Origin of the sequence: Actinomadura craniellae, from assembly GCF_003289645.1 — a bacterium.
GTDB classification, from domain to species: domain Bacteria; phylum Actinomycetota; class Actinomycetes; order Streptosporangiales; family Streptosporangiaceae; genus Actinomadura_D; species Actinomadura_D craniellae.
Genome location: NZ_QLYX01000016.1, coordinates 40592 through 62220 on the forward strand (window position 1 = coordinate 40592; position 21629 = coordinate 62220).

At 72.8% G+C, this 21629-nt stretch carries 19 protein-coding genes; 8 read left to right on the plus strand and 11 right to left on the minus strand.

What is annotated here, in order from left to right; translation table 11 throughout:
• Positions 1 to 18 precede the first annotated feature (18 nt).
• Positions 19 to 2070, minus strand: coding sequence for a 4-alpha-glucanotransferase (gene malQ, locus DPM19_RS27925; RefSeq protein ID WP_111871043.1), 2052 nt, complete (start codon positions 2068 to 2070; stop codon positions 19 to 21).
• A 245-nt stretch (positions 2071 to 2315) separates the two neighbouring features.
• On the opposite strand from malQ, the gene DPM19_RS27930 reads away from it, so the two are divergent.
• The gene (locus DPM19_RS27930; RefSeq protein ID WP_111871044.1) at positions 2316 to 3101 is read left to right on the plus strand and encodes a nuclease-related domain-containing protein; all 786 of its coding nucleotides are present in this window, start codon (positions 2316 to 2318) and stop codon (positions 3099 to 3101) included.
• Positions 3102 to 3270: 169 nt separating this feature from the next.
• Entirely contained in the window at positions 3271 to 5133 is a 1863-nt protein-coding gene (gene ilvD, locus DPM19_RS27935; protein WP_111871045.1) for a dihydroxy-acid dehydratase, read from the plus strand.
• A gap of 39 nt (positions 5134 to 5172) precedes the next feature.
• On the opposite strand, the gene DPM19_RS27940 is transcribed toward ilvD, so the two are convergent.
• The 4 genes from DPM19_RS27940 to DPM19_RS27955 form a co-directional block, all read right to left on the minus strand.
• The gene (locus tag DPM19_RS27940) at positions 5173 to 5538 is read right to left on the minus strand and encodes a cupin domain-containing protein (RefSeq protein WP_111871165.1); all 366 of its coding nucleotides are present in this window, start codon (positions 5536 to 5538) and stop codon (positions 5173 to 5175) included.
• Entirely contained in the window at positions 5538 to 5756 is a 219-nt protein-coding gene (locus tag DPM19_RS27945; RefSeq protein ID WP_111871046.1) for an FmdB family zinc ribbon protein, read from the minus strand. The genes DPM19_RS27940 and DPM19_RS27945 overlap by 1 nt, the downstream gene beginning before the upstream one ends.
• A 20-nt stretch (positions 5757 to 5776) precedes the next feature.
• A complete protein-coding gene (locus DPM19_RS27950; RefSeq protein ID WP_199485324.1) occupies positions 5777 to 6286 on the minus strand; it encodes an HNH endonuclease in 510 nt (169 codons plus the stop codon).
• Positions 6287 to 6547: 261 nt separating this feature from the next.
• Positions 6548 to 7024: a DUF11 domain-containing protein gene (locus DPM19_RS27955; protein WP_111871047.1), complete on the minus strand. Its 477-nt coding sequence runs from the start codon at positions 7022 to 7024 to the stop codon at positions 6548 to 6550.
• Positions 7025 to 7151: 127 nt separating this feature from the next.
• Here DPM19_RS27955 and DPM19_RS27960 point away from each other — a divergent pair, with 127 nt between their 5' ends.
• Positions 7152 to 9305: a prolyl oligopeptidase family serine peptidase gene (locus DPM19_RS27960; protein WP_111871048.1), complete on the plus strand. Its 2154-nt coding sequence runs from the start codon at positions 7152 to 7154 to the stop codon at positions 9303 to 9305.
• Positions 9306 to 9351: 46 nt separating this feature from the next.
• A complete protein-coding gene (locus tag DPM19_RS27965) occupies positions 9352 to 10134 on the plus strand; it encodes a class I SAM-dependent methyltransferase (RefSeq protein WP_233510814.1) in 783 nt (260 codons plus the stop codon).
• Here the strand turns inward: DPM19_RS27965 and DPM19_RS27970 are convergent.
• Positions 10082 to 11671 (minus strand): tetratricopeptide repeat protein, encoded by a 1590-nt coding sequence (locus DPM19_RS27970; RefSeq protein ID WP_233510816.1) that lies wholly within the window; start codon positions 11669 to 11671, stop codon positions 10082 to 10084. The two genes, DPM19_RS27965 and DPM19_RS27970, sit on opposite strands and share 53 nt — an antisense overlap.
• A gap of 310 nt (positions 11672 to 11981) precedes the next feature.
• On the opposite strand from DPM19_RS27970, the gene DPM19_RS27975 reads away from it, so the two are divergent.
• The 4 genes from DPM19_RS27975 to DPM19_RS27990 all read left to right on the plus strand — a co-directional run bounded on the left by DPM19_RS27975 (position 11982) and on the right by DPM19_RS27990 (position 15376).
• Complete coding sequence (locus DPM19_RS27975; protein WP_111871049.1) at positions 11982 to 12266, plus strand: hypothetical protein; 285 nt, start codon at positions 11982 to 11984, stop codon at positions 12264 to 12266.
• 92 nt (positions 12267 to 12358) lie between these two features.
• Positions 12359 to 13366, plus strand: coding sequence for a mechanosensitive ion channel family protein (locus tag DPM19_RS27980; RefSeq protein WP_233510819.1), 1008 nt, complete (start codon positions 12359 to 12361; stop codon positions 13364 to 13366).
• Between the two features lie 36 nt (positions 13367 to 13402).
• Complete coding sequence (locus tag DPM19_RS27985; protein WP_111871050.1) at positions 13403 to 13786, plus strand: globin; 384 nt, start codon at positions 13403 to 13405, stop codon at positions 13784 to 13786.
• A 45-nt stretch (positions 13787 to 13831) separates the two neighbouring features.
• Complete coding sequence (locus tag DPM19_RS27990; protein WP_111871170.1) at positions 13832 to 15376, plus strand: glycoside hydrolase family 13 protein; 1545 nt, start codon at positions 13832 to 13834, stop codon at positions 15374 to 15376.
• A 201-nt stretch (positions 15377 to 15577) separates the two neighbouring features.
• Here DPM19_RS27990 and DPM19_RS27995 read toward each other — a convergent pair whose 3' ends face one another.
• From DPM19_RS27995 to DPM19_RS28015, 5 genes are all read right to left on the minus strand, one after another.
• A complete protein-coding gene (locus tag DPM19_RS27995) occupies positions 15578 to 16741 on the minus strand; it encodes an MFS transporter (protein ID WP_233510822.1) in 1164 nt (387 codons plus the stop codon).
• A gap of 34 nt (positions 16742 to 16775) precedes the next feature.
• Positions 16776 to 17213: an acyl-CoA thioesterase gene (locus DPM19_RS28000; RefSeq protein WP_111871052.1), complete on the minus strand. Its 438-nt coding sequence runs from the start codon at positions 17211 to 17213 to the stop codon at positions 16776 to 16778.
• Positions 17214 to 17410: 197 nt separating this feature from the next.
• Entirely contained in the window at positions 17411 to 19075 is a 1665-nt protein-coding gene (gene ettA, locus DPM19_RS28005) for an energy-dependent translational throttle protein EttA (protein WP_111871053.1), read from the minus strand.
• 56 nt (positions 19076 to 19131) lie between these two features.
• Positions 19132 to 20454 carry a sensor domain-containing diguanylate cyclase gene (locus DPM19_RS28010; protein ID WP_111871054.1) on the minus strand — a complete coding sequence of 441 codons (1323 nt, stop codon included), beginning with the start codon at positions 20452 to 20454 and terminating at the stop codon, positions 19132 to 19134.
• A gap of 543 nt (positions 20455 to 20997) precedes the next feature.
• The gene (locus DPM19_RS28015; protein ID WP_111871055.1) at positions 20998 to 21597 is read right to left on the minus strand and encodes a single-stranded DNA-binding protein; all 600 of its coding nucleotides are present in this window, start codon (positions 21595 to 21597) and stop codon (positions 20998 to 21000) included.
• Between the last annotated feature and the right edge of the window lie 32 nt (positions 21598 to 21629).

Below are 21629 nucleotides of genomic sequence, written 5' to 3' on the forward strand. Positions count from 1 at the left end.
CCGGCGCGCTCGCCGGCCTCACCGCTTGCGGACGGGGTCCACCACCGCCTGGAGCCCGGCGTCGGCCGGAAGGTCGTCGAGCAGGACCGGACGGCCCGCGGCGTCGCCCAGGGGGACCCGCCAGTTGGGGTACTCGTCAGTGGTGCCCGGCTGGTTCTGGGTCCGCCGCTCCCCCACCGCGTCGGCGAGCGAGACCCCGATCAGGCGGGCCGGGGTGCGGGCCAGGAAGGCGTGCAAGGCCGTGATCAGCTCGGTGTCGTAGCGCTGCTCGCCCCGGTCGAGGGCCGCCGCGACCTCGGCCGGGTCGGCCGCCAGCAGGCCCAGGCCGGCCAGCAGGGCCAGCCAGTCGGCGAGCCCCCGCCGGTGGTCGGCGCGTTCCTCCGGCACCGGCCGGGTGAGCAGGCCCAGCCGGTCCCGCAGGTCCACGTGGTCGCCGTGCAGGTAGCCGGCGATCGGCGGCATGTCGTGGGTGCCGACCGTCGCGAGGGCGGACTCCCGCCACTCCTGCGGCGGGCGCGGCCGGCCGTCCGCCTCCCGCTCGAACCACAGCAGGGAGGTGCCGAGCACGCCGCTCGCGGCGAAGTCGGCGCGGACCTCCGGCTCGACGGTGCCCAGGTCCTCGCCCACCACCAGGGCACCCGCCCGGTACGCCTCCCAGACCAGCACCCCGAGCATCGCGGCCCGGTCGTAGCGCACGTACGCCCCCTGGTCGGGCGGGGCGCCCTCGGGCACCCACCACAGCCGGGAGACCTGCATGGCGTGGTCGAGCCGGATCCCGCCCGCGTGCCGCAGCGTGCTCGCCAGCATGTCGCCGTAGGGCCGGTATCCGGCGGCGGCCAGCCGGTGCGGGTGCCAGGGCCGCTGCCCCCAGTCCTGGCCGCGCTGGTTGAACTCGTCGGGCGGCGCCCCGACGCTCATCCCGGAGGCGAACATCTGCTGGTAGGTCCAGGCGTCCGCGCCGCCCGGGTGCACCCCGACGGCGAGGTCGTGGATGATGCCGATCGGCATCCCGGCGTCGCGGGCGGCCCGCTGGGCCGCGGCCAGTTGCCCGTCGAGCTGCCACTGCAGCCAGGCGTGGAAGTCGACCCGGCCGGCCAGCCGTTCGCGCTCGGCGGCGACCGCGGCCGAGCCGGGGTCGTGCAGCTGGACGGGCCAGCTCCGCCAGTCGGGGCCGTGCTCCTCGGCGAGCACGCACCAGGTCGCGAACGAGGTCAGCGCGGCGCCCTCCCGGTTCCGGTACTCGGCGTAGGCGGTCTGCCGTGCCGGGCTCAGCGGCACCCGGTACAGCAGCGTCAGCGCCGTGTGCTGGGACGTCCACACGGCGTCCCGGTCGAGCGGGTCGAGGGTGCGGTTACGGGCCCGCAGTGGCGCGGCCAGGGCCGCCACCCGTTCCCGGTCGGCGGCGGGCAGGTCCGCGTACTCCGGGACGTCCTCCACCCGCAGGTAGTAGGGGGCGACGAAGCGGCGGCTCGTCGGCAGGTAGGGGGACGGCGCCAGCGGAGGCACGGGCTCGGCCGCGTGCAGCGGGTTGACCAGGACGAACCCGGCGCCGAGCGCGGACCCGCTCCAGCCGGCCAGTTCGGCCAGGTCGCGCAGGTCCCCCAGCCCCCACGAGCCGGCGGACCGCACCGAGTACAGCTGCGTCATGAGGCCCCAGGCCGGGGGCGGTTCCGGCAGCCGCCCGGGCACGACGAGCAGTTCGGTCGCCTGCTCGCGGCCGCCGGCCCGCAGGTGCAGCCGGTACCGGCCGGGCGGGGTGTCCGGCGGTGGCAGGGCGCGGCCGTCCCGAAGCACCGGTTCGCCCGCCCCCGCCAGCTGCAGTTCGGCCCCTTCGGGCACGGGGATCCCGGGCCCGCCCGCGTGGTGGGCGTGGAAGGGCGGCAGTGCCCGGTGCGCGCTGATCCGCTCCAGCTCCGCGCGGATCGCGGCCGGGGTGGAGGCGTCGGCGCCCAGTTCGGCGAGCACCGCGACCATGGTCTCGGGCGGTACCTCGGCGGGGCGTCCACGCCAGTCGACGTACTGCGGCTCGACGTGATGCTCCCTGGCGAGTCTGGCGAGGTCGGCGTCCATCGTGGCCCTTCTCGGTCTGCACCGGCTTTTCCGGGGAACGAGGTCCCGGAGGCCGCCTTACCCACTGGGAAGGCACCGCGCCCCTACTCAGTCCGGACGGAAAGGTACAGAACGCCCGCTGCGGGGAAAGGTTTCGAGCGGTGCCCCGGCGAAGGCGGCTTCCTTCTAGACGACACGCGCCTCGCACCCGAAAATGACTGCGGGAAACCACCTGGCCGGGCCGGAAGGAGAACAGGAGCGTCATCATGGCGACCACGGATCAGGGCAACGACCCGCCGCCCCGCGAAAGCCCGTTCCGCCGGCCGCAGGGCCGCCCTCAAGGTCCCGCCTTCGGCGAGATGCTGAACGACCAGAACATCCGACGCTGGGCCCTGCGCGTGGGCATCTCGCTGCTCATCGGCATCGTGTGCGCCGTGATCCTCGGGATCCGCGTCGGCTTCACGGTGGCCCTCGTCGCGATCATCGCCGACTCGGTGCGCGCGGCACGCCAGACCACCAGCGTGGAGGCCTGGGGCCGGTCCTCGTCGGCCGAGCGGCGCACCGAACGGCAGTTGCGCGGCCTGGCCAAGCACGGCTACCACGTGCTGCACGCGCGCGCGGTCCCGCGCGACGACGAGGGCGTCAGCGACGGCAAGATCGACCACCTGGTGATCGGGCCGAGCGGCGTCTACGCCATCGACTCCGAGCAATGGGACAAGCGCCTGCCGGTGCGGACCATGTCCCACCTCAAGCTGTTCCACGGGCCCATCGACAAGAAGGACCGACTGGACGAGGCGCGCTGGGAGGCCAAGCAGGCGAGCCGCACGCTCACCGCCCAGGTCGGCTTCGACGTGCCGGTCCAGCCCTCGGTGGCGATCTACGGGCCGGCGATCCCCTGGAAGGTGCTGACCGTCCGCGACGTCGACGTCTACTCGGGCGGCCGGGCCAAGGCGTACCTGCGCCGCCGGCCCAAGCTGCTGACCGAGGAGGACATCCAGCAGATCTACGAGGCGGCGTCCGCGTCGCTGCCGCCGAAGTACCAGTCGCACTGACCCGGAGGGCATTCCGGGAGGCTCGGACAAGGAATGCCCTCCCCTTTTCCCGTTCGGAACCCGCCCGCCGGGTCCGCGGCGGGCCACGGGGCAATACCATCGGGGACACACTTTCCATACCGGCCCCCGCCCGGGGCCAGCCTCTCCGTCTCCGGTAGGGAGAATTCCGATGCCTCCGCTCAGGTCACGCACGGTCACGCACGGCAGGAACATGGCCGGAGCCCGCGCCCTCCTCCGCGCCACCGGCGTAGCGCGGGAGGACTTCGGCAAGCCGATCGTCGCCATCGCCAACAGCTTCACCGAGTTCGTGCCGGGCCACGTGCATCTGCGCGAGGTCGGCCAGGTGGTGGCCGCCGCGGTCAAGCAGGCCGGCGGCGTGCCCCGCGAGTTCAACACCATCGCGGTCGACGACGGCATCGCGATGGGCCACGGCGGGATGCTCTACTCGCTGCCCAGCCGGGAACTGATCGCGGACGCGGTCGAGTACATGGTCAACGCGCACTGCGCCGACGCGATGATCTGCCTCTCCAACTGCGACAAGATCACCCCGGGCATGCTGATCGCCGCGATGCGGCTCAACATCCCGACCGTCTTCGTGTCCGGCGGGCCGATGGAGGCCGGCAAGGTCACCGTGGTGGACGGCAGGGCGTCCACCGTCCGCAAGCTCGACCTGATCGACCCGATGATCGCCGCCGCCGACGAGGGCGTCTCCGACGCCGAGCTGGCGGAGCTGGAGGAGAACGCCTGCCCGACCTGCGGGTCCTGCTCGGGCATGTTCACCGCCAACTCGATGAACTGCCTGACCGAGGCGATCGGGCTGTCGCTGCCCGGCAACGGCACCACGCTGGCCACCCACGCCGCCCGCAAGGCCCTGTTCGAGGAGGCCGGGCGCACCGTCGTCGAGATCACCCGGCGCTACTACGAGGACGACGACGCGTCGGTGCTGCCGCTCAACATCGCCACCCGCGACGCGTTCGAGAACGCGATGACGCTGGACGTGGCCATGGGCGGCTCCACCAACACGATCCTGCACCTGCTGGCCGCCGCCCGGGAGGCGGGCGTCGACTTCGGGCTCAAGGAGATCGACGAGCTGTCCCGCCGGGTGCCGTGCATCTGCAAGCTGGCCCCCGCCACCGCGAAGTACCACGTCGAGGACGCGCACCGGGCCGGCGGCATCCCCGCGCTGCTTGGCGAGCTCGACCGGGCCGGGCTGCTGCACCGCGACGTGAGCACGATCCACTCGCCCACCCTGGGCGCGTTCCTGGAGTCCCACGACATCCGCTCCCCCAAGGTGCTGCCGGAGACGGTTGAGCTGTTCCACGCCGCCCCCGGCGGGGTGCGCACAGTCGAGCCGTACGCCCAGCACACCCGGTGGGACGCCCTGGACCTCGACCGTGAGAACGGCTGCATCCGGGACGTGGAGCACGCCTACACCAGCGACGGCGGGCTGGCCGTGCTGTACGGCAACATCGCCCCCGAAGGCGCCATCGTGAAGACCGCCGGGGTCGAGGAGGAGCTGTGGACCTTCTCCGGCCCCGCGGTGGTGTTCGAGAGCCAGGAGGACGCGGTCGAGGGCATCCTCGGTGACCGGGTCAAGGCCGGCGACGTGGTCGTCATCCGCTACGAGGGCCCGCGCGGCGGCCCCGGCATGCAGGAGATGCTCTACCCGACGAGCTTCCTCAAGGGCCGCGGGCTGGGCAAGGCGTGCGCGCTGATCACCGACGGCCGGTTCTCCGGCGGCACCAGCGGGCTGTCCATCGGGCACGCGTCCCCGGAAGCCGCGGCGGGCGGTGTGATCGCCCTGGTGGAGGACGGCGACCGGATCGTCATCGACATCCCAAACCGGGTGCTGGAGCTGGACGTGCCGCAGGAGGAGCTGTCGGCCCGCCGGGAGAGGCTGCTGGCACACCTGGGCGAGTACCGCCCCCGTGACCGGAACCGCCCGGTCAGCGCCGCCCTGCAGGCCTACGCCGCGATGACCACCTCGGCCTCCACCGGCGCCGCCCGCGACATCTCCCAGCTCGCCCGCTGACCGTACGGCGCCCGCCCTTCGCCGGGGCGGGCGCCGCCGTCAGCCGTCGTCGCGGTGGACGGTGTCCGGGGAGAAGGCGGGCAGGCAGACGGCGATGTACTCGGCGCCCTCGGGCCCGGGCGAGGAGTAGCGCACCCACTCGCCCGGCCGGGTGTGCACCGCCTGCCCGGCGCCGACCTCGATCTCGCCGCCCTCGTGCTCGACGAGGAGCAGGCCCCGCAGCACCACGGTGAACTCGTCGAACTCGGGGCGCTGGCCCGGCTCCTGCCAGCCCGAGGGGCTGCGCATGTGCGCGACGCTCAGCCGCGTCTCGCCGGTGTTGACGGCGCCGACGTACTCGTCGATCAGCTTGGGCGGCTCGCCGGCCGCGGTCACCCGGGCCGCGCCGTCGATCAGTTCGGGCATCAGCCGCAGCACCCGCCGCCGCAGCAGCCACCGCCACCGCCGGACGGCGGGGCGGGCGCGGTGCGGCCCGCGGCGCCGGTCACGGCGACCGTGGACAGCAGCTTCACGGTGTCGGAGTGGCCGTCGGGGCAGGAGGCGGGGGCGGACGCCTCGCTCATCGGCCGGGACAGCTCGAACGTCGATCCGCAGGAGCGGCAGCGGTAGTCATAGCGTGGCACGCCCCCAGCGTACCGGCCGCTCAGGCGGCGGGTTCGGAGACGTAGGCGGCCCACTGCGGGTCGCCGTCGTGGATGACCCCGATCAGCCGCCAGTGCGCGCCGCGCGGCACGGCCGGGGCGACGGGCAGCGTCCAGCCCAGTTCCTCCAGCAGCCGGTCGGCCTTGCTGTGGTTGCACGTCATGCAGGACGCGACGCAGTTCTCCCAGGTGTGCTTGCCGCCCCGGCTGCGGGGCTGCACGTGGTCGATGGTCTCGGCGCGGCGGCCGCAGTAGACGCAGCGGTAATTGTCGCGGCGCATCAGCGCGGCCCGGGTGAGGGGCACCCGGGTGCGAAAGGGGATGCGCACGTAGCGGCGCAGCCGGATCACCGAGGGGACGTCGATCGTCATGGTCGCCGAGTGCAGGCAGGCGCCCGCCGAGTCGTGGTGGACGACCTCGGCCTTCTCCCGCAGGACCAGGCAGACGGCCCGGCGCAGCGGCAGGGTGGTGAGTGGTTCGTAGGTCGCGTTCAGGAGGAGCACCTGCCGCATCAGCCGTCCACCGCCGGTATCCAGGCGCCGGCAGCCCCGCAGGACACGCTCCAGCGCGCCTCTGCGCGAGGCTTCTCGGTCGTCATCGGCGCCTGTGCACCCGCCACCAGGACCTCCTCAGGGATGAACCCGAGCTGAAATCAGTGTGGCTGCTGGGATGGGTTCTCCGCTACCCCATTAATCCCCAATCGGGCCATCTCGCGAACACGAACGGTCTCCGGCGGTGCCGCCGGAGACCGTTTCGGTGCTCGTGCCCGGATATCAGGACGGTTGCCGCCCCTGCGGCTGGGTGGTGGAGGTCTCCAGCACCGGCGCCGTCGCGGGCTGCCCCTTGGCGTCGGCCTCCCGCCAGGTCAGCCGGCCGCTGATCCGGGCCTCGCCCTGCTCGACGCTCGGCAGCTCGACCTCGATGGTGCCCGAACGCCGCGCGCCCGCCGCGATCCGGTCGTAGCGGCACTGCACCGTGTCCGACATGATCGAACACCCGGTCGGCACCTTGGTGACCTTCAGCGCGGGGATCAGCCGGTGGACGACCTGGACGTCGGCCACGTCCGCCTTGCCGTTGTTCGTCACCGTCCACTGCCAGCTGACGTGCTCGCCGTCCGCTGCGACCCGTGGCGTCGAGTAGTCGAAGTTCATCTCGCCCAGCCGCTGCCCGGCGTGCGCGGGCGGCATGACCAGTACGGCGGCCGCCGCCAGCAGCGGAACCGCGGACCGGCCCAGGATGGTGCTCTGCATGGATCCCCCGTGATTTTCGATCTCTGTGACCAACGCCACTTCTACCTGAGTTCACTTGGCCAGTCACGCACCGTTCCCATGGATTGACCGGAAGTAATCAGGGGGAACAGGCCATAAGGTGCGAGCCATGAGCCGACCGAGCTACCCGCCCGCCCGCCGCCAGGACATCGTCGACGACCTGCACGGCCACCGGGTGCCCGACCCGTACCGCTGGCTGGAGGACGCCGGCTCCGCCGAGACGCACGCCTGGCTGGCCGCCCAGGACGAGCTCTTCCGCTCGGCCGCGGCCGGGCTGCCCGGCCGGGAGCGGCTGCGCGCCCGGATCGCCGAACTGCTGGGCGTGGGCTCCGTCGGCGTCCCGGCCTGGCGTGGCGAGCGCCGGTTCTTCACCCGCCGCACCGCCGAGCAGGAGCACGCGGTGCTCTACACCGTCGATCCCGGCGGGGGCGAGCGGGTGCTGATCGACCCGATCGCGCTCGATCCGGCCGGGACCACCACGCTCGACGCGTGGCAGCCCGACAAGGAGGGGCGGCGGCTGGCCTACCAGCTCTCCCAGGGCGGCGACGAGGAGTCCCGGCTGCACGTGCTGGACGTCGCCACCGGCGAGCCGGTGGAGGGGCCGATCGAGCGCAGCCGCTACTCCCCGGTGGCCTGGCTGCCCGGCGGCGAGGCCTTCTACTACGTGCGGCGGCTGCCCGCCGACCAGGTGCCGGAGGGCGAGGACCAGTACCACCGCCGGGTCTACCTGCACCGGGTCGGCACCGACCCCGACACCGACGACGTCATGATCTTCGGCGCGGGCCTGGACAAGACCAACTACTACGGCGTCTCGGTCAGCCGCGACGGCCGCTGGCTGGTGCTGTCCGCCCAGCAGGGCACGGCCCCCCGCAACGACCTGTGGATCGCGGACCTGACGAAGTCGCCGCCCGAGGCCCCCGCGCTCACCGTGGTGCAGTCGGGGGTGGACGCCCAGAGCGGCGTCTATGTGGGGCGCGACGGCCGGGCGTACGTCTTCACCGACCGCGACGCCCCCCGAGGCCGGCTGTGCGTCGCCGACCCGGGCGACCCCGGCCCCGAGACCTGGCGCGACCTGGTCCCCGAGGACCCCGAGGCGGTGCTCGCCGACTTCGCCATGCTCGACGGGCCGGAACTGGACCGGCCGGTGCTGCTGGTGGGCTGGATCCGGCACGCGATCAGCGAGATCACCGTGCACGACCTGCGCAACGGCACCCGGATCGGCACGGTGCCGCTGCCCGGCCTCGGGTCCATCGGCGGCATCGGCGAGCGGCCCGAGGGCGGGCACGAGGCCTGGTTCGCCTACACCGACAACGTGACCCCGGCGGGCGTCCGCCGCTATGACGCGCGCACCGGGGAGACCTCGCTATGGGCCGCCCCGCCCGGCCTGGAGCGGCGAGCCGCCGAGCGAGGAACGAGCGAGAAGGCGAGCGCGACCATGGGCTCGCCGGCGGCGCCCGGGATCGCCATCCCGGAGATCGAGACCCGCCAGGTCACCTACGAGTCCTACGACGGGACCCCGGTGCGCATGCTGGTGATGGCCCGGCCCGGCGACACCGGGCCTCGGCCGGCGATCCTGTACGGGTACGGCGGCTTCAACGTCCCGCTCACCCCGGCCTACTCGGCGGCCACCCTGAGCTGGGTGGAGGCCGGCGGGGTGTACGCGATCGCCAACCTGCGCGGCGGCTCCGAGGAGGGCGAGGAGTGGCACCGGGCCGGGATGCGCGAGCGCAAGCAGAACGTCTTCGACGACTTCCACGCCGCGGCCGAGAAACTCATCGCCGACGGCTGGACGGCCGCCGACCGGCTGGCGATCTCGGGCGGCTCCAACGGCGGGCTGCTGGTCGGCGCGGCGCTGACCCAGCGGCCCGAGCTGTTCCGGGCGGTGATCTGCTCGGCTCCGCTGCTCGACATGGTCCGCTACGAGCACTCCGGGCTGGGCCAGACGTGGAACGACGAGTACGGCTCGGCCGCGATCCCGGAGGAGCTCGGCTGGCTGCTGTCGTACTCCCCGTACCACCGGGTGCAGGAGGGGGTCGACTACCCGGCGACGCTGTTCATGTCGTTCGCCGGTGACACCCGGACCGACCCGCTGCACGCCCGCAAGATGTGCGCGGCGCTCCAGCACGCCACCGCGGGGGCGGCGCCGATCCTGCTGCGCACCGAGACCGAGGTGGGGCACGGCGCACGGGCGGTCAGCCGCACGGTGGAGATGGCGGTCGACATGCTCGGCTTCGTCGCCGGCCAGACCGGGCTGGAACTCTAGGGGGGTTCACCGGCGGGACGGCACGGCCTGGTGATCGAATGGTGGTATGGCCGTATCGACCGTCATGGGGCGGATCATCAGGCGCCTCGACGTCCCGCCCGCCGAGCCCGACCTGTCCGCGGGCTACCTGGACCTGCTGGGGCCCGCGGCCCCCGCACCGCCACCGACCGTCGCGCAGCGGGCGATGCGGTCGTCCCTGCTGCCGAAGATCTACGAGCGGGTGTGGCGGCCGGTCGGTTTCGGCATCGCCAAGGGCGGGCCGTTCGGGCCGAGCACCGAGCAGGAGTACGCGCTGGCCCGCAACTGGCTGGGCCTGGGCCGGCCGGGCGACCCGCACCGGCCCGACCGGGTCGTGCTCGACGTGGCGTGCGGTCCGGGCAACGTGACCCGGGCGCTGGCCGCCGGAGTGGCCGGGCGCGGGCTGGTCGTGGGGATCGACGCCGCGCCCGGCATGCTGGCCCGGGCGGTGGCCGACACCACGGACCCGCAGGTGGGCTATGTGCGCGGGGACGCCACCGACCTGCCGTTCCAGGACGCGTCCTTCGACGCCGTCTGCTGTTACGGAGCGCTGTACCTCTTCGACGACCCCTGGCGGGCGCTCGACTCCATGACCCGGGTGCTCCGGCCGGGCGGGCGCATCGTCATCCTGACCAGCCGCCGCCCGGACCTCGCCCCGGTGGGCACCGCCGTGTCGATCGCCGGGCGGCTGACCGGGGTGGAGGTGTTCGGCCACCAGGAGATCGTGGACGCCCTCGCCGCCCGCGGCTACGTCGAGCTCAGGCGGCGCCGCTATCCCCTGATGCAGTACGTCGGCGGCCGGCTGGACTGATCGCCTCGGTGAACTCGGCGAGTTCCGGGATCTCACCGTGCCGGTCGCGCACCGCGACGCCGAGCAGGCGGGCCCGGTGCAGCAGGATGTCGGACCGGTGCTCGACCGGCAGCTCGATGATCGCCTCCCGGGCGGCGGACAGCGCGGCGTCCGGGTCCCCGGCGTGCAGCCGGCAGGCGGCCCGGCCGAGCCGGACCAGGGTGCGGTCGACCCGGTCGGTCGCGGCGTACAGCGTGAGCGCCCGGCTCAGCGCCTCCTCTCCCCGCCGGTGGTCGCCCAGCGCGGTGAACGTGTCGCCCTCGTAGAACGCCAGTTGCCGCTCGGTGAACCCGAAGGCCAGGTCGGTGGTGCACGGCTGGGGGAGCCGGTCGAAGACGGCGCGGGCGCGGACCAGGGCCCGGCGGGCGGCGGGCACCGTGTCGGAACGTCCCTGCAGCGCGAGCATGCCGAGCGCGCGGGCCTCCACCGCCGGGGCCATGGCGGCGGCGACGCCGGGGGCGCGGCCGGCCAGGTCCTGGGCCTTGCGGGCCAGGATCAGCGCCTCCGGGGGGTCGCCGTAGTACAGGGGGACCAGCGACTCGCGGACGGTCACCCAGGCGCGCAGGGCGCGGTCGCCGGTCTCGTCGGCCGCCGTGCGGGCGGTCCGGAAGAACGAGCGGGCCAGCCGGTGGTCGCCCAGGTTGGTCATGATGAACCCGGCGAGGCCGGCGAGCTGCGCGGCGATCCGGCACAGCCGCTCCTGGTTCTCCAGCGGCTGGCGCCGCTCGCACATCCGGCGGACCTCGGCGAGGTCCAGCAGCACGTCGCACAGCAGCCGCACCGGCGGCGTGGCCTGGTACCGGCGGCCCTGGTCGAGGGCCGTCTCCGCCCACTGGTCGAGCATGGTCGCCGTCACGGTCGAGCTCACCAGGGCGTCGTCCATCCGGCGGCGGACGCCGTCGACCGCGCCGAGGAACCGGCCGTCGGGTACGACGCCCGCGCCGGCCAGGAGGCGCAGCAGGACGCCGCGCAGGACGGTCTCCTCCTCGTCGGCGTCCGCCGTGGCGGGGGGCTCGGCGCCGGTCGCGCGCCACGGACGGTCGTCCGGGACCGCGGCGACCACCGACCCGACCAGCGTGCCGGGCTCGCCCGCGGGCCGGCGCGGCACGACGCCGGTACCGGTGCCGTGATCGCTGCCGCAGAGGCAGGGGCCGGGGTAGCCCAGGTCGTCCGGTTCGGTCCGGTAGACGCGGCACAGGTAGTGCAGGTACTCCGAGCCGGGACGCTTGTGGCCGCTCTCGTAGGCCGACAGCAGCGTCTCGCCGAGTTTGGGCGGGGGCTTGCCCTCCGCCTCGTACAGGGCGCGGACCTGGGCGACCACGTCGGAGAGCGCGATGCCGCGGGCGAGGCGGTGGGCCCTGACCCGGCTCGTGCCGAAGAGGGGGGCGCACTGGTCGTGGATCTCCGTGGCGATCGCCACGGGCGACCGGCCGCGGGCCAGACCGCGGGCGCGCACCCGGCGCGCCAGATCGGTCTCCTTTCGGGCGGGTTCCGGCATTCCCCGGCCTCCTCAGACACCTCGCCGCCAGGCGTGCGGCGAGGGACGCGGAACACGGCCTCATCACCGGACGCGCACGCACAGTAATCCCGCCGGACGGGCAATGTAGTGCTTTTCCCGGAACTCGAACACCCTGCCGCCTCTCCGCAGGAGGATTCACCTCCCCAGGGCACGGATTTTCCTCCACGAGCCCCACGATCCTCATTGGTATGCACGCAAGCACCTTGACCGGCTTGCTGAGAATTGCAATCCTCACTCAACGGAACCGTTCGTATCCGCAAGGTCCCGATCGTTCAGGGAAGGGGCGCAGGTGGTCAGCGACAGCCGTGTCAGCTACCTCGAAGTGCTGGAGCACGAGCTCGGCTCGCTCGGACTGGTCGCCCGGGTGGTGCGGACCCGGTCGGGCCCGGCCTTCCTGCGCGTGGTCAATCCCGCGGCGGCGGGGCTCGCCGAAGACGTCGGGTGCGCGCCCGCCCCCGACACCCCCGACCACTACTACTGGTGGTCCTGGGGCGAGCGCATGCACCGGGTCGACGACCCCTGTGGCGCCGCCTCCAAGCTGGCCAGGGTGCTGGAGGCCCGGCCCGCCGACTGAGCCGGCAGTCCGCTTCGGTCATCTCCGTCCCTTACGATCGGCACTGCACGGCGCCAGGACGCCGGACGACCGACCTCGGGAGGGTTCCGCTCGTGTTGCCCGGCGACGCGCCGACCGCACTCGCCCCGCTCTTCCAGAACGGCGGCAGGCCCGAGGACTTCTGCGGTCCGAACCCCATGATCCCGTGCCGGCTGGTCTGGAACGTCACGCACAACGGCGACGTCACCCGGTTCGTCCACGCCTGGAACATCGACCTGTGGGCCAACCGGCTGGTGGCGATCGTCATCACCTTCGTGATCGCGCTGATCATCCGGCGCATCACGCACAACGCGATCACCAAGATCACGCTCCGGATGGCCGAGGGCACCATGTCGGAACGGGTGCGCGAGCGCTCCCGCACCGTCTTCGACGGCAGCCCGGCGCTGCTCAGCGAGCGGCGGGCGCAACGGGCGAAGACGCTCGGCTCGGTGCTGCGCAGCATCGCCTCCATCGTGATCATGGGTACCGCCCTGTTCAGCGTCCTCGGCGAGATCGGGCTGAACCTGGCGCCCGTCCTGGCCAGCGCCAGCGTGATCGGCGTCGCGGTGGGCTTCGGCGCGCAGAACATCGTCAAGGACTTCCTGGCCGGCCTGTTCATGCTGCTGGAGGACCAGTACGGGGTGGGCGACATCATCGACGTCGGCCCGGCCAAGGGCACCGTCGAAGCGGTCACCCTGCGGGTCACCCGGCTGCGCGACGTCAACGGCGTCGTCTGGTACATGCGCAACGGCGAGATCCTGCGGGTGGGCAACGAGTCGCAGAACTGGGGCCGGGCCGTGCTCGACATCCCGGTGGACTACGGCGAGGACACCGCCAAGGTCAAGCAGTCCCTCAAGACCACCGCCGACCTGCTCGCCGCCGACCCCGACTGGGACGAGATCATCCTGGAGGAGCCGTCCGTCTGGGGCGTCCAGGGGCTGAGCGGCGACGCCGTGATCGTCCGGGTGGTCGTCAAGACCGCGCCGGGCCGGCAGGCCGACGTGGCGCGCGAACTGCGCGAACGGGTCAAGATCGCATTCGACGAGGCGGGGGTCACGGTGGCGACTCCCCCGGCGGGCTGACCGGACGTCCCCGCCTCGCATAGGGTGAAAGGCGCCATGGCTCAAGAAGTGACGTTCTACGAGGCGGTCGGCGGCGACGAGGTCTTCCGGCGGCTGGTCCACCGTTTCTACCAGGGGGTCGCCGAAGACCCCCTGCTCCGCCCGCTGTACCCCGAGGAGGACCTCGGCCCGGCCGAGGACCGGCTCCGCATGTTCCTGATCCAGTACTGGGGCGGCCCGGGTACCTACAGTGCGCAGCGGGGGCATCCGAGGCTGCGGATGCGCCACGTCCCGTTCAAGATCGGCATTGCCGAGCGGGACGCCTGGCTGCGGCACATGCGCACGGCGGTGGACGAGCTGGAACTGCCCGCCGAACTGGAGACGGCCCTGTGGCGGTACCTGACGATGGCCGCCCACAGCCTGATCAACTCCCCCGACTGAGCCCTGGGGTGAATGGCCCGGCCGCGCTGGGGCAAACCGCCGGACATGGCCCAAGAAACTCCATGGTGGCGGCACGCCGTCGTCTACGAGGTCTACCCGCGCAGCTACGCCGACTCCAACGGTGACGGGGAGGGCGACCTGGCGGGGCTCCGCGCCCGGCTGCCGCACCTGCTCGCGCTGGGGGTCGACGCCCTCTGGCTGACCCCCTTCTACCCGTCCCCGCTCGCCGACGGCGGTTACGACGTCGCGGACTACCGCGACGTCGATCCCCGGTTCGGCTCGCTCGCCGACTTCGACGCGCTGGTCCGCGACGCCCACGACGCCGGGCTACGGGTGATCGTGGACATCGTCCCGAACCACACCTCCGACCAGCACCCCTGGTTCCTGGAGGCGCTGGCCGCCCCGCCCGGCTCGGCGGCCCGCGACCGCTACCTGTTCCGGCCCGGCCGGCCCGGCGGCGGCCCGCCCAACGACTGGCCGTCCACGTTCGGCGGGCCGGCCTGGCAGCAGGTCCCCGACGGCGAGTGGTACCTGCACCTGTACGCGCCGGAACAGCCCGACCTGAACTGGCGGAACCCGCAGGTGCGCCGGGAGTTCGAGCGGATCCTGCGGTTCTGGCTGGACCGTGGGGTGGACGGCTTCCGCATCGACGTGGCGGGCGGGCTGTTCAAGGACCCGGCCCTGACCGACCTGGGGCCGAACCCGCCGGGGGACGTCATGTACGACCACCCCGAGGTGCACGAGCTGTACCGGGACTGGCGGCGCGTCCTGGACTCCTACGGCGGCGACCGGATGGCGATCGGGGAGGTCTGGGCCGACGAGCCGGACGCCCTGGCGCGGTTCCTGCACCCCGACGAGCTGCACCAGGTGTTCCAGTTCGACCTCCAGCTCGCCCCGTGGTCGGCGGCGGCGTTCCGGCAGGTCGTCACCGACTGCCTGCAGGCCACCGCGCCCTACGGCGCCGCCCCCACCTGGGTGCTGTCCAGCCACGACGCGGTGCGCCACCGGACCCGCTACGACGACCCGCCCGGCACCGGCCTGGCCCGCGCCCGTGCCGCGCTGCTGATGGTCCTGGCGCTGCCCGGCTCGGCGTACCTCTACCAGGGCGAGGAGCTCGGGCTGCCGGAGGTGCTCGACCTGCCGGACGAGGCCCGGCAGGACCCCGTCTGGCTGCACGGCGGAGGCGAGCGGCCCGGCCGCGACGGCTGCCGGGTGCCGCTGCCCTGGTCGGGGTCGGCCCCGCCGTACGGCTTCTCCCCCGAGGACGCCCGGCCCTGGCTGCCGATGCCGCCCGGCTGGGCGGAGCTGACCGTGGCGGCACAGCGCGCCGACCCCGGCTCCACCCTGTCGTACTACCGGCAGGCGCTGCGGCTGCGCCGCGAGCTGCTGCCGGAGCTGCCGGAGACGATGGACTGGCTGGAGGCTCCGGACACCGTGCTGGCCTTCGGCCGCGGCCCGCTGGTGTGCGTGGTCAACTGCGGCACCGAACCCGTCCCGCTGCCCCTGGGCGAACCGCTGCTCACCAGCGGCCCCCTGACCGGCGGCCTCGTCCCCCCGGACACCGCCGCCTGGCTCCGGCTCCCCGTCTAGAGAGCGGAGCGGCCCGCGCGGGACGAGCGGTCCGCGCAGCGGCCGAACGAGACGAAGACGGCAACGAACACCGCCTGAGCCGAGGGAGGAACCGCAGCGGCCTGCGCGGGACGAGCGGTCCGCGCAGCGACCGAGCGAGGCGAGTGCGACAACGACACCCCCTGAGCCGAGGCAGGGACCGCAGCGGCCCGCGCGGGCCGGTCAAGGGGCGTGTTCGGCGTGCATGGGGATGAGGGCGACGGCGAGGAGGGGGAAGGCGACCGCGACGGCGAAGGCGGTGGCGTAGTCGGTGGCGCCGATCAGCCCGCCCAGCAGTGGCGGGGTGGCGGTGGACAGGACGTTCTGGAAGGTGTTCTGGATGCCGAGGGCGCGGCCCGCCCAGGAGAGCCCGGCGTACTCGGCGACGGCGGTGGTGCCCAGGCCGTTCGGGCTGACCGTGAGCACCCCGGCGACCAGCAGCGCGGCCACGGCCGCGGGCGAGCCGGTGGCGGCGCCCAGCGCCAGTGCCGCCATGATCGCACCGATCAGTACCGCCAGCGTCCGGTAGGGGCGCAGCCGGCTGCCGACCCGGTCGGACCACAGCCCGGCGCCGAGCCGGGCCAGCGCGCCGGCCACGGCCACCGCGGCCAGCAGCCGCCCGGCGGGGGCGGGGTCCCAGTCGCGGGCGTCCACCAGGTAGACCAGTGCGAACGTGGCGACCGCGAACTGGGGGACGACGAGGAACGCGGCGGAGGTGTGCAGCCGCCAGAGCACGGGGGTCCGGTAGGGGGAGCTCGTGCGCTCGCCGGCCCGGGCGGGGCCGGGCGGCGGGTCGTGGACGAAGAGCCCGGCCAGCAGTCCCATCACCGCGCAGCAGCCGGCCAGGGCCAGCAGTGCGCGACCGGTTCCGCCGGCTCCCAGCGGGGGCAGCGCGGCCGCCCCCACCGCGACGCCCAGCGGCTGGGCGCTCTGCCTGATCGCCATGGCCAGGCCGCGTTCCGTGGGGGCGAACCAGCCGAGGATCAGCCGGCCGCTGGCGGCGTGCACGGACGCCCCGGCGGCCCCGGCCAGCACCAGGCAGGCGCCCTTGGGCAGCGTCCCGTCCACGGCGGCCGCGGCGGCCAGGAACAGGGCGGCGAGGCCGAGCCCCAGGCCGAGGACGAACCGCTCCCCCCGGCGGTCGGCGAGCACTCCCCAGCCGATGAGGGTGAACAGCAGGCCCGCCATCGGGCAGGTGACCAGCAGGCTGGCCTCGCCCAGGGAGAGTCCCTCCGCGCGCAGTGCGGGGATGAGGTAGGGCATGCCGAACTGGAAGGCGCAACCGCTGATCATCGCGCCCAGCCCGAGGCCGAGCATGGTCCAGCGCCGTGCGGGGGGGTCGCTCACATGGTGATATTACATGTCCGAAATATGAGACATGCTAGCCCTGGGGTGCGAGGTACCGTCCGATGAACTCGCGCTCCTCCGGGGTGAAGCGGCGCAGCCGGTTACCCTCAACGTCGAAGGCAGCCAGTGTGGAGATCGCCGTGGCGTAGACGTTCTCGTTGTCGCGCACCTCGTAGGCCAGCTTGAACGAGGCGGCCCGCGCCTCGGTCACCCAGGTCTCCACCCGGATGGGGTGCACGCTGGGCAGCAGCGGCAGCTTGTAGTCGATCTCGTGCCGGAAGACGACCATGCCGCGCACCGGTTGCTCGCCCTTGCGCACCGGATCACCGTGGAACATCTCCAGCCGGGCGTCCTCCAGGTAGCCCAGGAACTTGACGTTGTTGACATGCCCCTGCGAGTCGATGTCGCCGAACCTGATGTGGAACTCGTAGACGTGCCGGAAGTCTGCGGGGGGCACCGCGGAATCAGTCATGTCCTCGCCAAAGGGGTGTCGACTGCGCGTCTGGACAGCCCGATCGTACTCACCGGCCGGTTCGCCCCGCCGGGCTGGGCCCGGCGGGGCGGCGACCGCTGCCCCTCATCTGCCCTCGTCGCGTTCGGTCGCCACGCGGACCGCTCGCCCCGCCCAGGCCGCTCCGCTCCCGCACTCGACCCGGGCGGGCCACGGGGTCAGTCCCGGGTGAGCTTGCGGTGGGTGACGCGGTGCGGGCGGGCCGCGTCGGCGCCCAGCCGCTCGATCTTGTTCTTCTCGTAGTCGGCGAAGTTGCCCTCGAACCAGAACCAGCTCGAACCCTCTTCCCAGGCCAGGATGTGGGTGGCGATGCGGTCCAGGAACCACCGGTCGTGCGAGGTGATGACCGCGCAGCCCGGGAAGTCCAGCAACGCGTTCTCCAGCGAGCCCAGCGTCTCGACGTCGAGGTCGTTGGTGGGCTCGTCGAGCAGCAGCACGTTGCCGCCCTGCTTGAGGGTCAGCGCCAGGTTGAGCCGGTTGCGCTCGCCGCCCGACAGCACGCCCGCGGGCTTCTGCTGGTCGGGCCCCTTGAAGCCGAAGGCCGCGACGTACGCCCGCGACGGCATCTCAACATTGCCGACCTTGATGTGGTCGAGCCCGTCGGAGACGACCTGCCAGACGTTCTGCTTCGGGTCGATGCCGCCGCGCCCCTGGTCGACGTACGACACCTGCACCGTCTCGCCGACCTTGAGGGCGCCCGAGTCGGCCTGCTCCTCACCGACGACCATGCGGAACAGGGTGGTCTTGCCGACCCCGTTGGGGCCGATGACGCCGACGATGCCGTTCGGCGGCAGGTTGAACGACAGGTTCTCCATCAGCAGGCGGTCGCCGAAGCCCTTGGTCAGCCCCTCGGCCACGATGACCGTGCTGCCCAGCCGCGGGCCCGGCGGGATCTGGATCTCCTCGAAGTCCAGCTTGCGGGTCTTGGCCGCCTCGGCCGCCATCTCCTCGTACCGCTGCAGCCGGGACCTGCTCTTGGTCTGGCGCGCCTTGGGGTTGGAGCGCACCCACTCCAACTCGTCCTCCAGGCGCTTCTTGCGCTTGGCGTCCTTGTTGCCCTCGACCTTGAGCCGCTCGGCCTTCTTCTCCAGGTAGGTGGAGTAGTTGCCCTCGTAGGCGTGGCACCGGCCGCGGTCGAGCTCGAGGATCCAGCCGGCCACGTTGTCGAGGAAGTACCGGTCGTGGGTGACGGCCAGGACGGTGCCCTCGTACTTCTCCAGGAACTGCTCCAGCCACTGGACGCTCTCGGCGTCAAGGTGGTTGGTGGGCTCGTCGAGCAACAGCAGGTCGGGGGCCTGCAACAGCAGCTTGCACAGCGCGACCCTGCGGCGCTCACCACCCGACAGCTTGGTCACATCGGCGTCCGGAGGCGGGCAGCGCAGCGCGTCCATCGCCTGTTCGAGCTGGCTCTCCAGGTCCCAGGCGTTGCGGTGGTCGAGCTGTTCCTGGAGGCGGCCCATCTCCTCCATCAGCTCGTCGGTGTAGTCGGTCGCCATCTGCTCGGCGATCTGGTTGAACCGGTCGAGCAGCGCCTTGGTCTCGGCGACGCCCTCCTCAACGTTGCCGAGGACCGTCTTCTCCTCGTTCAACGGCGGTTCCTGCTGGAGCATGCCGACCGTGTAACCGGGCATCAGCCGCGCGTCACCGTTGGAGGGCTGCTCGAGACCGGCCATCATCCGCAGCAGCGTGGACTTGCCGGTACCGTTCGGGCCCAGCACGCCGATCTTCGCACCGGGCAGGAAACTCAACGTCACGTCGTTGAGGACGACCTTGTCGCCGTGCGCCTTGCGCACGCGCTGCAACGTATAGATGTACTCGGCCATGCCGTCAAGCCTATGGGGTCGTGGGCCCTTCCATGGCCACTCGTCCGGGATCTGAGTCAGCCGCCGAGGGTGCGGGGACGGGTTCCCGCCGGTAGGCAGACGCGGTCGCGACCGGACTCCTTGGCCCGGTACAGCGCGAGGTCGGCAGCCGTCAGCAACTCGATGAGGTCGTTGCCGTGGACGCCCAGCAGCGACAGCCCGATGGAGATGGTCACCGAGACCGGCCCCTCCTCCGCCGGGATGGACAGCCGCCGCACCCGGATGCGCAGCCGCTCGGCCACCCGGCATGCCTCGACGGTGTCGGCGCCCGGCAGCAGCACCACGAACTCCTCGCCGCCGAACCGGCCAACGACGTCGTAGTCGCGCACCTGCCCGCGCAGGGTGTTGGCCACCGCGATGAGCACCTGGTCGCCGAGCAGATGGCCGTAGGTGTCGTTGACCCGCTTGAAGTGATCGAGGTCGATCAGCAGCAGCGCCAGGGGCTCGCCCGAGCGGTGCGACCGGGACAGTTCGGTATCGGCCTCGCGCTGCCAGGCCGCGGCGTTGAGCAGGCCGGTCTTGGCGTCGGTGCGGGCGGCCGCCTGCAACTGCTGGTGCATCAGGCTGCGCTGGAGCAGGACGACCGGCGGCAGGGTCAGCAGCAGCAGGGCCGGCGAGAGCGCACAGGTGATCGCCACCAGGATGCCCAGGCAGAGTTCGACCACGTCGAGCAGCAGGCTCTCGCGGTTCCACAGCGCCTCGCGCCAGCCGCTCTCGGGGTTGGCCGCGCGCACGGCGACGGCCACCACCGCAGTGTTGATCACGGTGAACAGCACGGCGCAGCCGATCGCGGCGGGGATGCCGGGAAACGACCCGACCAGCCAGTCCGGGGCGTCGCTCAGCGGCGCGGGCACCACCCGGTGGAAGGCGTACGACGCGCAGGCGCCCGCGAGCCCCAGCGCGCCCGCCACCAGGACCCGCCGGTGCAGCAGCGTGCGGCGGACCCGGAACTGCAGCAGCACCTGCAGCGGGACCGGCGCGAGCAGCGCGTACACCGGGGGCAGTAGCAGGGCCATCGGCAGCCACCACGCCGACAGCAGGTCCCGGGCCACACCCGCGGGCATGCCGAGCCGGCGGGACGCCTCGATGCAGACCGCACCGCAGGCCAGCAGCGCCCCGAAGGTGGCCAGCTCGGCCAGGTCGAGCGGCGTGACCCACAGCCCGTGCACGATCAGGGCGAGATGCAGCCCCCCGACGATGAGCACATAACACGCCAGCGGCAGCGGGTGCGCCGGCGTCGACGGGCGCAGACCGGACGCCACCCTCTTGCAGGAGGAGCGCCACCGCGGCCCGCGCGAGAGGTCCCCGCGGTCTTCGGCGGACGACTGCACAGCGGCCATCCTTCCCCCCTAACGCATCACGTTGTGTAACACGATAGTTGCAACATGTGCGGAGTGGGAGGAAAACCGGTACCTTCATAGGCGCAAAGGTGGGCGCACCCCGGAAACGGCCGCTCCGCGACCGTGCTCCGGTGGGTCCGCAGCACATCCCAGAGGGGGAAGACACCATGCGCGGCATCTCCTGGATCTAGGCAGCCGCAGGACCCCGATTGCATCGGGGGGTGTCGCCCGTATGGACGTCACCCCCCGATGCCACCCGCCACCCTGCACACCTCTGACCTAGCGTGGCCAGGTGCGTGCCAACCCGGCCGATCAGGCGTACGCTCAGCCCGCCCGGCAGGCCGCCAACCCACCAGGCCACCACGCCACCTCATCAGGCAGGCGATCCGGCCCACCGTTCAGCGGCAGGCCGAACCAGGAGAATCAGCCTCCGCTACAGGGCCGTGCGACCGGGCGCGGCAGCCGAACGACCTGACCGGTGGGGCCAACCTGGCGACTCGACCGGCGGTGTGGCCCGGCCAGGCGGCCGGAGGCGGCAGGCGATCAGGCCGCGGTGGCCCGCAGGTCGACGGGGTCGCCCTGATCACCTCCATCCTCCTGGTCTGCTCCGCCGGGAGTGCCGTCTCCCCGGTCCGCCTGGGAACCGTCCGCCCAGGGGTCGCCGGTGGAGCCCTCGTCCTGGGAGGCGTCCGGGCCCGATTCGGTGCGGGGGCCGCCCAGCGCCCAACGGTCGTTGGCCTGCTGGGCCTCCAGCCGGTCGTCGTCGGTCATCGCGCCGCCGCGCTGCACCGGCCGGAAGTGGGCGCTGCCCCGGGTCATGTCGTGGCCCAGGGTCGTCGCCTCGACCTCCGGGGAGAACCGGAACTGCCCGTCCTTGACGTACTCGCGGATGCGGAGCCGGCCGGTGACGACGACCGGCTGCCCCCGCCGGAGTTCCGAGGCGTTGACGTTGTCGGCGAGGTTCCGCCAGCAGTTGACGGTCAGGAACATGGGCGTCTGGTCCTGCCACCGCCCGGTCTGCCGGTCGAACCGGCGCGGTGTGCAGCCGACCCGTAACGACAGGAAGGGCGTGCCGTTCGTGGTCATCGTGTAGTGCGGGTCCTCCGCCAGCCAGCCGATGACGGTGATGTGCGCGTCGTTCATGCGTCCTCCACGGGGAGCTCTCAGGACCTGCG

Bases quoted from the DNA above. Each gene is read 5' to 3' on its own strand.
- DPM19_RS27950 (WP_199485324.1), bottom strand. From the start codon at position 6,286: ATGCGGCAGGTGCTCCTCCTGAACGCGACCTACGAACCACTCACCACC.
- DPM19_RS27985 (WP_111871050.1), top strand. From the start codon at position 13,403: ATGGCTCAAGAAGTGACGTTCTACGAGGCGGTCGGCGGCGACGAGGTC.
- DPM19_RS27960 (WP_111871048.1), top strand. From the start codon at position 7,152: ATGAGCCGACCGAGCTACCCGCCCGCCCGCCGCCAGGACATCGTCGAC.
- malQ (WP_111871043.1), bottom strand. From the start codon at position 2,070: ATGGACGCCGACCTCGCCAGACTCGCCAGGGAGCATCACGTCGAGCCG.
- DPM19_RS28010 (WP_111871054.1), bottom strand. From the start codon at position 20,454: ATGGCCGCTGTGCAGTCGTCCGCCGAAGACCGCGGGGACCTCTCGCGC.
- DPM19_RS27930 (WP_111871044.1), top strand. From the start codon at position 2,316: ATGGCGACCACGGATCAGGGCAACGACCCGCCGCCCCGCGAAAGCCCG.
- DPM19_RS28000 (WP_111871052.1), bottom strand. From the start codon at position 17,213: ATGACTGATTCCGCGGTGCCCCCCGCAGACTTCCGGCACGTCTACGAG.
- ettA (WP_111871053.1), bottom strand. From the start codon at position 19,075: ATGGCCGAGTACATCTATACGTTGCAGCGCGTGCGCAAGGCGCACGGC.
- DPM19_RS27990 (WP_111871170.1), top strand. From the start codon at position 13,832: ATGGCCCAAGAAACTCCATGGTGGCGGCACGCCGTCGTCTACGAGGTC.
- DPM19_RS27940 (WP_111871165.1), bottom strand. From the start codon at position 5,538: ATGCCCGAACTGATCGACGGCGCGGCCCGGGTGACCGCGGCCGGCGAG.
- DPM19_RS27955 (WP_111871047.1), bottom strand. From the start codon at position 7,024: ATGCAGAGCACCATCCTGGGCCGGTCCGCGGTTCCGCTGCTGGCGGCG.
- DPM19_RS27965 (WP_233510814.1), top strand. From the start codon at position 9,352: ATGGCCGTATCGACCGTCATGGGGCGGATCATCAGGCGCCTCGACGTC.
- ilvD (WP_111871045.1), top strand. From the start codon at position 3,271: ATGCCTCCGCTCAGGTCACGCACGGTCACGCACGGCAGGAACATGGCC.
- DPM19_RS28015 (WP_111871055.1), bottom strand. From the start codon at position 21,597: ATGAACGACGCGCACATCACCGTCATCGGCTGGCTGGCGGAGGACCCG.
- DPM19_RS27970 (WP_233510816.1), bottom strand. From the start codon at position 11,671: ATGCCGGAACCCGCCCGAAAGGAGACCGATCTGGCGCGCCGGGTGCGC.